Raw genomic sequence first — 13,732 nt, forward strand, 5'->3', positions numbered from 1 at the left:
TTCGACAAATTTTGCAACAGTGACCATGATATATTTTAGCCAGAATTATAGATAACCTGGAGGGATGTTTAAATGTCAGTAAAAGAAAGAGTGGTACGAGAAAATCATGATGTCGCTCTTATGATTGACGTTTTAGGAACTAACGGAGCAAAAGCTCTGAGTGAATTCCGCTGTTACAATCAAGAAATGGTGGATAAAATCGTAAAAGAAATGGCTTTGACTGCACTGGAGCACCATAAGGAGCTAGCGATGCTTGCAGTAGAAGAAACAAAAAGAGGCGTTTATGAAGATAAAGTCTTTAAAAATATGTTTGCGACTGAATGCATCTATAACAATATTAGGGATATGAAAACCGTAGGTGTGATAAGTAAAAATGAGAATGAGGGTATGGTTGAGATAGCCGAGCCAGTCGGTGTTATTGCTGGTGTTATCCCAATTACAAATCCAACCTCAACAGTTATTTTTAAATCGTTAATTTCACTTAAAACAAGAAATCCAATCATCTTTGCCTTTCCTAAATTTGCACAGAAATGCTGTGTAAGAACTGCGGAATTGCTAAAGGAAGCAGCGATTCAGGCAGGTGCCCCTAAAAACTGCATCCAGTGGATTGAAGTTCCATCTCATGAAGCCTTTCAAGCATTAATGAAGCATCCAAAGATATCTCTCATCCTTGCGACGGGAGGACCTAACTTAGTAACGGCAGCCTATAGTTCAGGAAAACCGGCTCTTGGCGTCGGAGCGGGGAATGTGCCTTGTTATATTGAAAAAACAGCCAATATTAAACGGGCGGTCAACGACCTTATTTTATCTAAAACATTTGATAACGGCATGATTTGTGCCTCTGAGCAAGCACTTATAATCGACCAAGAGATTTATGATGAAGTAAGACAGGAGTTAATTGAAAACCAGTGTTATTTCCTTAATGAAGAAGAATGCAAAATGGTGGAGAGGATTGCAATTGACCCTAAGACTGCGTCTCTTAATCCACTGATAGTTGGTTTACATGCTGCCATAATTGCGAAAATGGCAGGAGTAAATGTCCCTGCTAACACAAAGATATTAATTGCCGATATTGAAGGGGTTGGTCCTAATTATCCATTATCCTGTGAAAAATTAAGCCCAATTTTGGCCTGTTACAAGGTTAATAGTTTTGCAGAAGGATTACGAATTGCCGAAGAAACACTCGAATACGGAGGCCTTGGTCATTCAGCGGCAATTCATACATCGGATCAGGATGCTATCGATGCTTTTGCCCTTCGAATGAAAGCAGGACGAATTATTGTTAATACACCATCCACACATGGAGCTATTGGCGATATCTATAATTCATCTTTACCATCCTTAACAATTGGATGCGGCACTTATGGAGGGAACTCTGTGTCACAGAATGTAGGAGCAGCACATTTAATTAACATTAAAAAAGTAGCAAAAAGAAGAACTATGACGCAGTGGTTTAAGGTTCCGTCACAGATTTTCTTTGAAAAAAATTCCATCCAAACTCTTGCGGCCATTCCATCCATTTCAAGGGCATTTATTGTGACTAGCGGAAGCCCTGTAAAAAATGGCTATGTTGATAAAGTTCTTTATTACTTAAATAAGAACCCTAACAAAATCCAGGTGGAAACCTTTTCAGACATAGAACCAGAACCAAGTGTTGAAACGGTCTTGGGCGGTGCTGAACGGATGAGAAAGTTTGAACCGGATTATATAATTGCCATTGGCGGCGGCTCAGTAATGGATGCGGCAAAAGCGATGTGGCTGTTTTACGAACACCCAGAAACTGACTTTCACAGCTTAACCCAAAAATTCTTTGATCCGAGCAAGCGGGTGGTCAAATTCCCGGTACTTCGTGAAAAGGCAAAATTTATTGCGATACCGACCACTTCTGGAACAGGATCAGAAGTTACTTCCTTTTCAGTCATCACAGATAAGAAAACAAATAGGAAATACCCGCTCGCTGATACAGAGATGACACCAGATGTGGCGATCGTAGATCCACAATTTGTCATGACAGTCCCAAGACATGTAACGGCAGATACCGGAATGGATGTTTTGACACATGCAATTGAAGCATATGTTTCAGTGTTAGCTAATGATTATACTGATGGATTGGCTTTAAAAGCGATTCAATTGATTTTTGAATATTTACCAAGGGCATTCAGGGATGGCTGTGATGAGCTTGCGCGTGAAAAAATCCATAATGCCTCAACAATTGCCGGAATGGCATTCGCTAATTCCTTCCTTGGAATTAATCATAGTCTCGCCCATGTGCTCGGTGCTGAATTTAATATACCTCATGGACGTGCCAACGCTATAATGCTGCCGCATGTCATTCGCTTTAACGCCATGAAGCCAAATAAATTCATGACATTCCCGAAATATGAGCATTTCATTGCAGACAAGCGCTATGCGGAATTGGCTAAAATGCTTGGCCTTTCTGCCAGCACTACAGAAGAAGGGGTGGAAAGCTTAATAGCAGCAATTATTAAGCTGGCCGAAGAATTAGAAATGCCAGCGAGCATCAAAGCAGCTGGGGTTGATAAAACAGAGTTTGAAAACAAAGTGAATGAACTTGCTGAACATGCCTTCCATGACCAAGATACAATTCCAAATCCAAAATTACCCCTTGTTAGTGAACTTGCGGGAATCTATCGTTTAGCTTTTGAAGGATAGAAATTCAAACACAAATTTTAAATCTAAAAAAATCATCAAAGGATGTGAGTGATATGGCTGCTAAAAAGGATAACGATAATGAAATTTCACTTTCTAGTTTGGACCTGATTTGGAGACATGCATTCCGTGAATTAGATGAATGGGTAATGCGTGCAGATAATCGCGATGAAGCCCTCTTAAAAGAGGTTAAACAATTCACTGAGAGTGTCAAACGGAATCAAGCGAATTTGATAACAGTAGCCGAGCAATTTACAGGAGAATTGGCTGAATGGGAAAAGACTGCACGTGATGAATTTTTAATGTCAACTACCGCCCTTCAGCATTTCTTTCCCATTCAGTCTTATGAGGAAATTAATGCACAAATTGATGAAATACAAAAAAAGGCAGTTTCGCTTTTAAGCACTCCGTGTCAAATTATCGGAAATTTTCAGGCGATTGGGAAATATCTAGAAATGCTTGATCAATATATTACTTTTAGGAAAAAAGGAAGAAGGCAATATATCAAAACTGTGAAACAAGCAGGAAATCTGCTCTATGAAAATCAAAAAGGGTTTGTCAATTTGTTTGCTATGCAAATTAAAGCTTTGATGTTTCCGCTGAATAAATACATGGAAAAAACTGAGGAACTTACAAAATCATAATTGAAGGAGTGTTGCGGCATGACAAGTGAAAAAAATTTTGATCCATTTTTTGGTTTCAAGCAGTTAAGTGGAATGTGGGACAAACAAGTAAATGGCCTATTATATAAGCTGTCAGACAATAATGAATTTGTTCGTACAGCAAGTTTCGGTCTAAACACTTATTCATTTTACCTCGATCGAATCAGAAAAAACCAAGAGCTTATTGCAGCTCTAATGAATATCCCGACAAAGAAAGATATCGCGAATGCCGCAAAGCTTTCAATTCAAACAGAAGAAAAAATTGATCTATTAGAAGAACAAATTTGGAATTTACAAGACAGCGTAAGCTCCATTTCAAAACAGAATTTAGGAATGTTTGAAGAAGTAGTAAATATCGTCATGCAAATGAAGAATGAATTCCACAAGATGACCCAAGAGGTGGCGGAAACTCAAAAGATTAAAGTTGACCTCCAGGAATTACGTAAGGAAATAGATCAGTTAAAGAGTATCAAGGTGGATTTAGATTTTATAGGAAAAGAAAAGGAAAAACAGAAAAAAGAACCGGAAAAAAAGCGGGAGAAAGATCTAGTACTTACGGGTACTAATACAACTAAATAACATTGAAAGGAGCTATGAAAATAATGAGCAAGAAAGCACAGGGAACGAACTTTATTCCACTCGTAAACTTAGAAAAAGAAACGAAACGATGGACCCAACTTTATAAAATTATGACCGAACCAAAACCAGAGATTATTCCTACACCACGTCAATGTGTTTGGAAAAAAAATAAAACAACCTTATGGTATCATCCTGCTACGGAAAAAAAGCATCCAGTTCCAATATTTTTAATTTACTCTCTGCTGAATAAGGTGTACATTCTAGATGTTGGTAAAGGTAGCAGTGTTGTCGGCGGTCTTACAGAACGCGGCTATGATGTCTACCTGTTGGATTGGGGTTCTCCCGGACTTGAAGATTCCGGCATTACACTAGACAATTATATCATTGATTATTTGGAAAACTCGCTTAAAAGAGCTTTAAGACATTCAGGTGCAAAGGAAATATCATTGGCCGGATACTGCTTAGGAGGAACAATAGCAGCCATCCTGGCTTCAATAACAAAATTGCCAATTAAGAATTTATCCCTTGCCGCTGTTCCAATAGATTTCAGTGTTGGTATCGTTCCTGATAAGTGGCTAGAGGGACTGCAAAAAGGGGAGCTAAGTTTTGACCGCTTTGCTGATGCACATGAGACAATTCCATCAGAATTTCTGTATTTGATGTTTAGGATGTTATCACCAAGTTATGGAAATCCTAAAATGAATCTGATCAGCCGGGCACATGATGACAAATATGTTGAAAAGTGGCGCCGTATGGATAAATGGACAAAAGATACTGCTTCGTTTGCAGGCGCAGCATTCAAGCAGTTGTTTAATGACCTTTATAAGGACAATAAACTCCTAAAGGGAGAATTGGAGATTGGCGGCAGGAAAGTGGATTTAAAGAATATTAGGTGCCCGCTATTCGTCTTTTCTTGTTCACGTGATACACTTGTTTTAGAGCAGCAAAGCCTTCCAGTGATGGAACTTGTTTCAAGTGAGGATAAGACTTATGAGGTTTATGAAGGTGGACATGTTTCACTTGCATTGACGGGTGTGTTCGCTGAAATTTGGGACAAGTGGCTTTCAGCTCGTTCACAGGAAATTCAAGAGGTACTTGTATAATTTTTAAATTTAATGAATAAATTATAAGCGGTAAAGGATTTATATCCTTCCCGCTTATCTTTTTTATGCAGCATGCTTTTGCTGGGTAAGGAAACTCCTAAGCAGTCTATTAAACCGGTCCTTTACTTCCAGTTTTGCAAGATGACCAGTATTCCTCATTATGATAAACTTAGAATGAGGAATCAACTTATGCATACATGCTTGAATCCAAACGGGTAAAACGGAATCATATTGAGAGCCGATAATAAGGGTAGGTACCTGTATCTTAGGTAACAATGAATGATTATTGACTTCAAGACAGGTCTTCAAAGAATCAATAAAAATCTGATGTTTTGGTCGGAAAGTGTGGATGAATTTTTCCATAATTCCTTTATTCCAGGAGTAAAGTGCCATATGCGCTAAATGTTCACTTTGGCTGCCTGATGAGGATAGAGATTCAAACTTTGCTTTCCGATTTTCTAATAATAATCCTTTAAATATTTTTGGGATATAATGGAATGTGCTAATCAACAGGAGAGAACGGACTAGGGAGGGTTCTTGGCGGTATATTTCCTGTGCAACTGCTCCACCCATTGATAGACCAAGAATGTGAGCGTTTTCGATTTCTAACTCTTTAAGTAAACCAATGACGTCAGCAGCAAAATTTTGAATAGTAATTCCCTCTGTCTTGGTACATTCTCCATGGCCGCGTAAGTCTGGGATAATCAACTCAAATTGATCGGCTAGTTCAAATTGATTATGCCATCCTTCTTTAACTTCACCTAGACCATGAATCAGTACCAATGGTTGCCCGTTGCCAAAATGCATATATGGAACACCAGATTTACTAAATTTTGCTTCTTCCATTTTACACCACCTTTTCATTTTTAATAAGTTTATAACCAAGTTTAGTAAATTGTAAACAATTAAATTCAAGTTTTAATAATATTTATTTACAAGATTGACAAAATATTACTTATAAGTGTAAAATACATATAGGTGAGGTGGTAAAGATATGGTAAACCAAGATAAACAGACAGTTAATCCATCAAAAAATTTTGTTCTTCCATTTATTTTATTGCTTCTTAGCAAGGTTTCTCTTCACGGGTATGAACTAAGCCAGAAGCTAGAAACATTCGGGTTTAAGACGCTTGATCAGGGGAATTTATATAGGCTCCTAAGACAACTGGAAAAGGACGAGCTTGTATCTTCAGAATGGGATACAACGGGAACAGGACCTGCTAAGAGAAGATATGCAATAACAAAAGCTGGAGTTACATACTTAAAAGGCTATGCGAATCAATTAGAAACATATCAATCGCTTTTGGATCAATTTTTCAAAATGTATACCAGTTTCTTTGAGCTCTATATCCCTTCGTTTCATAAGAAGGATTCAATAGAGAAAGAAAATAATAGTAAGGGGAGGAAGGACGATGGCACAAAAGAAAAATGAAGCATCGGCTGCGGAAGAAAAAGAGCTGCCATTAGTGGATGAATCAGTAGCTTTCGGTTCTTTTATAAACACTTTTTGGGACCAATATGAGCAGTCACAGGTACGTGCAGAAAGGGTTCGCGAAAACCGTGAGGAAGCCTATATTAATGCATTGAAAGAAGTCATCAAGTTCAATAAGCAATACAGAAATTCCATTGCAAAATTGTACGATCAATCGAAAAAGACCAATAAAGAAATGACATCTGAGCTGTTGGATCAAATTAATTCCCGTAAAGAGACCATGAAAGAGTCAGCGGTAACCAATAACGACCGTGGAGACTTAAAAGCACAATTGAAAGAGGTTACTGGACAGTTAGAGAAACTTGCGCTAACCCCAATTAAATCTTTCTTATATGTTGTGGATCAATTAGAGGATAATTTAGAAAAAAGTACTGAAGCAAGTGTCGCCTATGCAAGAGAAAGACGTAATGCGTGGGATCAAGTTCGAAAGGACTATGTTAAACTTGCAAGAAATACTCACTTAAACATTTTAGAACGGGGAAAGAATAGTTTTAGAGAACTCGTAAAAACACAGTAACATTTTTCAAAAATTAAAGGGGAAGTATTCAGCATTGAGAAATAATCATAACTACTTAAAATATTGAAAGCCACAGTCTCAAGCCAAGGCAAGAGATTGTGGTTTTTTATTTATTGAATAAATTTGCACATTACAAGAAACTCCACGTTGAAATAAAATTTTAATATTTTAAATATTAATTTGCCAAAATAAGATGTTATACTTCTAATATAGACAAAATAGGATGATATTGGGTATTGATTATGCTTATAGTCTTACATACACATAGACCAATAGTTAGATAAAATTTGCAATACATAGATAATAAGTAAACTAAGTAGAAATTGGCGGATATTTTTTCTAGTCTTCAAAGATTAATTTCTATTACTCTAGATATCTTGAATCTTTTAGAAGGCAGGGGAACAGGTTTGTTTAAGAAACTAATGCCATTTAGTGCTGCACTCATTATTGGACTTGGCAGTTTTAGTGCAATGCCGGGGATTAATGTTAAAGCAGAGGGGATAAATACTATTCAGAATCAAAGATCAGGGATCAAAGATGAAATTACCAAAACGAATGAGGAAATTACTAAGGTTCAAGATGAACTTACAATTCTGACAGAACAAATAAAAAGAGTTGATCAGGCAATTATTGATAATAACAATATGATCGTTCAGACTGAAGCAAAAGTAATCGCTTCAAAGAAGGAAGTTGAAGAGTTAGAGAAAGAAGTTTCTAACATAAAAGGAAGAATAGACATACGAAATGAGATTATAAAAAAGCGTGCCCTCTCTCTTCAAGAAAGTGGTGGAAAGGTAAGTTACATAGATGTGATACTAGGTGCCTCGAGTTTCAGTGATTTTGTTGACAGATTGGGAGCAGTTGCAACAATTGTAGAGGCAGATCAAGATCTTGTTAAGCAGCATAAAGAGGATCAGATTGATGTTGAAAGTAAACAATTTACTGTTGAAAAGAAACTTGCTGAACTAAATAGTTTAAAAACCGAGCTTGAGGGTATGCAGGCTCTGATTTTAGAACAAAAAGAGCAGAATGACGCTTTAAAAGAAGAGCTAAAATTAAAGGAACAGGAAAAACTCAATGAAAAGGCAAATTTGCAGCAACAAGATCGTAATTTAGCTGCAAAAGAAGCTGGCGTATTGGCAAAGGGAATCTTTTCTTCGGATCCTTCCGTGAATTTTTCAATACCAATTTCACAAAATGAAGCAATCAATACAGTTATCCATGCAGGAGAAAAATATATTGGAAACTCAGTTTATGTTTTTGGAGGCGGCAGGAATGAAGCCGATATAGCCAATGGCAGATTCGATTGCTCGGCATTTGTATCTTGGGCATTTGCTCAGGCAGGGATTAAAGTAGGGGCCCACACAGATATTTTAAAAAATACTGGTACTAGAGTCCCTTACAGTGAAGCACGCCCAGGGGACATGGTATTTTTTGATACATATAAAATTGACGGCCATGTTGGCATTTATCTTGGAGACGGAAAATTTATTGGTTCACAAAGTTCAACCGGGATTGCAATTGCTGATTTGAGTTCAGCGTACTACGCAAAGAAATTTAATGGACGTGTAATGAGAGTTATTAATGATTAAATTAATTGAATAATATTAATCTTGCTATAAAGTTCGAAAATGAGTAAAATGGGAAAGTTCATTGAAATATTGATTTTGGGACAAAAAGTTAGGAGATTTCACAAAATGGATTTACTTATGATCTTAAAAGCAATTATTTTAGGGTTGGTGGAAGGAGTTACAGAATTTGCTCCTGTTTCGTCAACTGGCCATATGATTATAGTCGATGACATGTGGCTTAAGTCAGAAGCGTTTTTAACAAAGCACGGAGCTAACACTTTTAAGGTAGTTATTCAACTTGGTTCGATATTAGCGGTTGTGGTTACCTTTAAAAATCGATTTATTGAATTGTTAGGATTAGGGAGATTTATTAAGTATGAAAATCAAAATCAAGGCAGGCTTAAATTAACTCAGGTTATTGTTGGGTTAATTCCTGCAGGTGTTCTAGGCGTTTTGTTTAACGATTATATCGACGAACACCTATTCTCTACTAAAACTGTTTTAATTGGCCTCGTAATTGGGGCTGTGTTTATGATCCTTGCTGATATTATCGGACCAAAGAAACCTAAAACTCAAACGGTAGATCAAATCACATATGGACAGGCAATTGCAATTGGTATTTTTCAATGCTTCTCATTATGGCCGGGATTCTCACGTTCAGGCTCCACCATATCAGGTGGTGTACTTCTGGGAATGAGCCACCGCGCTGCCGCTGACTTTACCTTTATCATGGCGGTGCCGATTATGGCAGGAGCAAGTTTCCTTTCCTTACTGAAAAACTGGCAATATATGACGATGGATTCCCTGCCATTTTTTATTGCTGGATTCATTAGTGCTTTTATTTTTGCCTTACTTTCGATCCGTTTTTTCTTAAAACTTATTAATAAAATAAAACTTTTGCCATTCGCAGTTTACAGAATTGTATTGGCACTCATTATTTATATTGTTTTCTTTTAAAAATTTAGGCAGCATCCTTAACGGAGCTGCCTTTTCTTTTTGGCTGTGTTAAAGGTCATTGTTGATTTTGAAACTCTGTTGATTGGAGCGCAAATCAACAGCCAAGTTTAACACAGTCTTCTTTTAAATGTAATCAGGGTAATCACTTACAATCCCATTAATATCAAAATGTCTAAGTAGTTTTACGTCGCTTTTCTTTTTAACAGTCCAGATAATTGTTTTAAACCCATGGCGTTGGATTCTTTTTATTAGACGCTTATTTATTATGGTAATTTTCGGATTTACATAGGAAGCAAAACTGGAAAAACCAATTAATTCATTCGTTGAGATTCCATTTACCACTGTATTTTTAATCAAAACACCAATTGGCACTGAAGGAAGCAAGTGATGGAATCGTTTTAAAGAGATTTTGTCAAACGATTGAATAATAATTTGTTTATTCTCTCCAGAATCAAGCCCTCTTTTTATCAGTTCATTTGCTACTTTTTCTTCGATTTGAGGATATAATGAGGGTTTCTTTAATTCAATGAGCAATCCTGTAACACCTGCATATTTATCTAAAAATTCACAGAAGGTAGGAACTTTTTCGCCTGAAAAGCGCGGATGAAACCAGCTGCCAGCATCTAACTCATGAATTTCCTTTAAAGTTAAATCTTTTACTTTTCCTTTGCCGTTCGTAGTCCTGTTTACTGTCGGATCATGAATGATGATCAATTCCCCATCCTTTGTCATCTGTAAATCAATTTCAAGGAAATCGACCCCCAATTCTAATGCTTTGTTAAAAGAGGCAAAGGTATTTTCAGGACAGTACCCAGCTGCACCACGATGGCCTATTTTTAATGGTGCTTGGCTTTGGGGACTCCTAGTCAAACCCTTAATCAGTCGAAATGAAGTCAAAAAAATCAACATGAAAATGGTAACAACATTTCTCAAGTTTTTACTCCAATCCATAATTAGTTGTGAACATATTAAGGAAAACCTCTGTATTTGTCAAATTTTTAATTTTTTTATGGACAAATATCCCGTTAATAAGGGGCAATTTTTGATTAGAATGGGCTTATTCTTTTTTTTCAATCCTGGGTTATAGGGATTAGTTTCTATCGCACATTTTTATCTAGGTGAATAGGATATATGGAATTAAGAAAAGGAGGTAATGTATATGTCTGGTGTAGCAGGGGGCTATGGCGGCGGATTTGCCCTAATCGTCGTTTTATTCATTTTGTTAATTATTATTGGGGCTTCTTGGTGTTGCGGACACTATTAATATAAAGAGGAGGGGTTAAATATGTTTTATGGTTATGGATACGGCCATGGTTGCTATGGTTATGGTCATGGTCATTGCGGCGGATTCGCAATAATCGTAGTTTTATTTATCCTTTTGATTATTGTGGGTGCTGCTTGCTTTAGGTTTTAATTTTGTAAAGATTTTGTAATATAACCCGTTTGATTTAATCAAACGGGTTTTCTGATGAAAAAAGGGCGGATTGTTTCCATTTTTTAAACTCATCTATTTCATTCCCTACCTTTTTAATAGTGTAGGCAATTACCGCTGCATCATCCATAATTCCAAGTCCAATGATAAAATCAGGAATCATGTCCAGAGGCGAAACGAAATAAACGATAGCCCCGATGACGGTCAAAATAGTACTGGTGGAAACATTTTTGTAGTCCCCTTTTGAATAGGCTTTTATCATTTCAAAAAGTAATTGCAGCTTCTCCCAGGCTTCACCAAGGTTTCCTTTCCGTAGATTGGCTTTTTTTATTGCTTTGTTCAGAAGTCCCTCCGTTTTTTCTGGATTATTCAAATAATCTTCTGCTTTGATTTTATATTTATTCTGCTCTAATTCCAAAATTTCATTTTTCCCGAACATAGTGTCACTTCCTTTAAGGAGTTTCCACCTATAGTTTGCCACCAAAATAAAAAACCATTATTCATGACGAAATTGAAAAAACAGGTGCATCACCGCACCTGTTTTGACTCTTATGCTAATACTAAATTTTCAGTGTGATGGTTTGAACGGTTTCCAACAATTTCTTCTAACTCAAACCCATCTAATGTTTCTTTTTTTAATAAGGCATCAACTAATTGCTGATACTGATATTGATGACCGTTTATTAAGCTTTCAGCTTTTTCTATGCCTTTTTCAAACAGTTCTTGCATTTTAGCTTCTTTATCCTGTTTATTAAAGGTTAGGCTAAATCCGTTTTGGAGCATACCTGTATCGACCATTTGCTCAATAATCTGTTTAGCCTGCTGAACATCACCGCTTACACCAATGCTATGTTCACCAAGAAAGATTCTCTCAGCAACCCCGCCCGCTAAAACCATAGCTACGCGGTCTAATAAGTCACTCGTTGTTGATAAATGAAGCTCTTTTGGAATTGGTGCGACATATCCTAGAGCCTCTCCGCGAGGAATAATCGTCGCTTTTCTGACAGAGCCCGGCTTCGTTAATGATGCAATTATTGCATGTCCTGCTTCATGAATCGCAACACGCCGTTTTGTATCAAAATCTTGTAAAGAGCGGGACGTGCTCCCTAAGATGGTTCGGTCAAGTGCATAATCCAAATCCCTTTTTTGAATTATATCCTGACCGTTTCGAACAGCCCGTCTGCTGGCAGTTTCAAATAAAGATTGAAGTTCTGCTCCAGAAAAGCCGGATGTACTTTCCGCTAATTCATCTAGTGAAGCATGGATATCTTCTGAGAGAGCTTTTCCTTTCGTATGAATATTAATGATTTCTCTTCTTCCTTTCGTATCAGGGAGCGAAACATGAAAGGAGAAATCAATTCTGCCAGGACGAAGAAAGGCCTCATCAAGCATATCCTTTCTGTTGGTAGCAGCTATAAATAAAATCCCATCATTGGAATGACCGCCATCCAGCTGAACAAGAAGTTCAGTAAGTGTTTTTTCTGCTTCCTCACCGCCATGTGCTTTACGTTTGCCAGCAAGTGCATCCACTTCGTCGATGAAAATTACGGCGGGACTTTGTTTTCTTGCTGTTTGGAATAAGGAACGAACCCGGCTTGCACCAACACCAACAAACAATTCATTAAAAGCTGAGCCGCTTGCAGAAAAAAATGAAGCATTTAATTCACGGGCAATCGCCTGAGCAAGCAGAGTTTTACCTGTGCCTGGAGGTCCGTATAACAGGATGCCTTTTGGCGGTTTAATTCCTAATTTAATAGCACGCTCAGGTTCTTTTAAGGTTGTGAGCGTCTGAAGAATCTCTTCCTTCATTTCCTCGCCAAGACCGCCTATATCTTCTAGAGTAATAGATGGCAAAGGTCTTGACTTGGCAACACTGTTTTTCATGGAGTTTTTAAGACCAAATCCGCCTTTTGCTTTTTGCAACGTAAAAGCTGCACCTGCTAATAGTAAAACCACTCCGCCCATAATCCATTTTCCGTAGCGGCTGCTAGTTGAATAGGAGTATTTAATATTATATTTTTCAACAAGTTTGTCGACCATTTGGCTATTTGGCGGAACATGGGAAACAAATTCCGCTTCCCCAGCTTTAATATATATGCTGCCATCTGCTTGTTCCGTTAGGGAAACTGTTTTTCCCTTTTGCGCTTGAATAGTTTTTTCTACAGATGAAAATGGGATAGACACTTCATTTTTCGTGCTTTGGACAAACCAAATAATGCCGGATATAACTATAATGAACGCTGCGAACAGCGGGATGAACTTAGAAACTTTTCTTTTGCTTTCATTCATTAATCCTCATCTCCTTTAACAGAGTACTTCTCTATTATAAAGGCATTACCAGAAAAATGGATGTGGGAATCGGTGGGAAAAAACACACCAGCCATTTTTAGTAGGCTGGTGTGTTTTGGTAGTTATGATAATAGACGAAGATGAGGGATTATTGGCATTAAAACGCTTTGTGCAAGTACTCCGATGCTAACGCCGACACTTGATGCTTTGCTCCATTTGAAAACATGAACTTTTTCGTCTTTTCCTTCATACAAAAATAATAGCTGATCGCCTTCTTCAACGATCCCAATTTTTTTATAAGACACCTTATTTTGCTCAAGGACAATTGCAAAAGCCTTTGTCATTAAATCTAAGGTTGGCTGGTCAATCTTCGTGATATCCATAATGCCTCCTAAGCTTTTATTATCTAGTTAAAGAACATAATTACATTATAGTCTTTTCGGTTACTCGATAAAAGAAA

Annotated in this window: 15 protein-coding genes; 10 read left to right on the forward strand and 5 right to left on the reverse strand. The window is 37.3% G+C overall.

Annotated features, from left to right (window positions below):
* Positions 1–72 precede the first annotated feature (72 nt).
* Genes adhE through AC59HZ_RS06185 form a run of 4 tightly spaced genes read left to right on the forward strand, consistent with a single transcriptional unit; the run spans position 73 to position 5,014 of the window.
* Positions 73–2,673 carry a bifunctional acetaldehyde-CoA/alcohol dehydrogenase gene (adhE, locus tag AC59HZ_RS06170; protein WP_496544979.1) on the forward strand — a complete coding sequence of 867 codons (2,601 nt, stop codon included), beginning with the start codon at positions 73–75 and terminating at the stop codon, positions 2,671–2,673.
* Positions 2,674–2,726: 53 nt separating this feature from the next.
* Positions 2,727–3,314 carry a hypothetical protein gene (locus AC59HZ_RS06175; protein WP_496544980.1) on the forward strand — a complete coding sequence of 196 codons (588 nt, stop codon included), beginning with the start codon at positions 2,727–2,729 and terminating at the stop codon, positions 3,312–3,314.
* Between the two features lie 18 nt (positions 3,315–3,332).
* Positions 3,333–3,911 carry a hypothetical protein gene (locus AC59HZ_RS06180; RefSeq protein WP_496544981.1) on the forward strand — a complete coding sequence of 193 codons (579 nt, stop codon included), beginning with the start codon at positions 3,333–3,335 and terminating at the stop codon, positions 3,909–3,911.
* Positions 3,912–3,934: 23 nt separating this feature from the next.
* Positions 3,935–5,014, forward strand: coding sequence for an alpha/beta fold hydrolase (locus AC59HZ_RS06185; protein WP_496544982.1), 1,080 nt, complete (start codon positions 3,935–3,937; stop codon positions 5,012–5,014).
* 63 nt (positions 5,015–5,077) lie between these two features.
* Here AC59HZ_RS06185 and AC59HZ_RS06190 read toward each other — a convergent pair whose 3' ends face one another.
* Complete coding sequence (locus tag AC59HZ_RS06190; RefSeq protein ID WP_496544983.1) at positions 5,078–5,860, reverse strand: alpha/beta fold hydrolase; 783 nt, start codon at positions 5,858–5,860, stop codon at positions 5,078–5,080.
* A 148-nt stretch (positions 5,861–6,008) separates the two neighbouring features.
* On the opposite strand from AC59HZ_RS06190, the gene phaQ reads away from it, so the two are divergent.
* From phaQ to AC59HZ_RS06210, 4 genes are all read left to right on the forward strand, one after another.
* Complete coding sequence (gene phaQ, locus AC59HZ_RS06195; protein ID WP_496544984.1) at positions 6,009–6,446, forward strand: poly-beta-hydroxybutyrate-responsive repressor; 438 nt, start codon at positions 6,009–6,011, stop codon at positions 6,444–6,446.
* Complete coding sequence (gene phaP, locus AC59HZ_RS06200) at positions 6,427–7,023, forward strand: polyhydroxyalkanoic acid inclusion protein PhaP (protein ID WP_496544985.1); 597 nt, start codon at positions 6,427–6,429, stop codon at positions 7,021–7,023. The genes phaQ and phaP overlap by 20 nt, the downstream gene beginning before the upstream one ends.
* A 377-nt stretch (positions 7,024–7,400) precedes the next feature.
* On the forward strand, positions 7,401–8,615 hold the full coding sequence (locus AC59HZ_RS06205; RefSeq protein WP_496544986.1) for a C40 family peptidase: 1,215 nt from the start codon (positions 7,401–7,403) through the stop codon (positions 8,613–8,615).
* Between the two features lie 105 nt (positions 8,616–8,720).
* Entirely contained in the window at positions 8,721–9,551 is an 831-nt protein-coding gene (locus AC59HZ_RS06210) for an undecaprenyl-diphosphate phosphatase (RefSeq protein ID WP_496544987.1), read from the forward strand.
* 123 nt (positions 9,552–9,674) lie between these two features.
* Here AC59HZ_RS06210 and AC59HZ_RS06215 read toward each other — a convergent pair whose 3' ends face one another.
* Entirely contained in the window at positions 9,675–10,448 is a 774-nt protein-coding gene (locus AC59HZ_RS06215; protein WP_496544988.1) for a glycerophosphodiester phosphodiesterase, read from the reverse strand.
* A 262-nt stretch (positions 10,449–10,710) separates the two neighbouring features.
* Here AC59HZ_RS06215 and AC59HZ_RS06220 point away from each other — a divergent pair, with 262 nt between their 5' ends.
* Positions 10,711–10,815, forward strand: a complete 105-nt coding sequence (locus AC59HZ_RS06220) for a YjcZ family sporulation protein (protein WP_496544989.1) — start codon at positions 10,711–10,713, stop codon at positions 10,813–10,815.
* A gap of 21 nt (positions 10,816–10,836) precedes the next feature.
* Positions 10,837–10,965: a YjcZ family sporulation protein gene (locus AC59HZ_RS06225; RefSeq protein WP_496544990.1), complete on the forward strand. Its 129-nt coding sequence runs from the start codon at positions 10,837–10,839 to the stop codon at positions 10,963–10,965.
* Between the two features lie 34 nt (positions 10,966–10,999).
* Here the strand turns inward: AC59HZ_RS06225 and AC59HZ_RS06230 are convergent, their stop codons facing one another.
* From AC59HZ_RS06230 to AC59HZ_RS06240, 3 genes are all read right to left on the reverse strand, one after another.
* Positions 11,000–11,422, reverse strand: a complete 423-nt coding sequence (locus AC59HZ_RS06230) for a YkvA family protein (protein WP_496544991.1) — start codon at positions 11,420–11,422, stop codon at positions 11,000–11,002.
* 110 nt (positions 11,423–11,532) lie between these two features.
* A complete protein-coding gene (locus AC59HZ_RS06235) occupies positions 11,533–13,272 on the reverse strand; it encodes an AAA family ATPase (RefSeq protein WP_496544992.1) in 1,740 nt (579 codons plus the stop codon).
* Between the two features lie 122 nt (positions 13,273–13,394).
* A complete protein-coding gene (locus AC59HZ_RS06240; RefSeq protein ID WP_430072197.1) occupies positions 13,395–13,655 on the reverse strand; it encodes a hypothetical protein in 261 nt (86 codons plus the stop codon).
* Positions 13,656–13,732: the final 77 nt, after the last annotated feature.

This window comes from Neobacillus sp. DZ-9 (genome assembly GCF_059587065.1).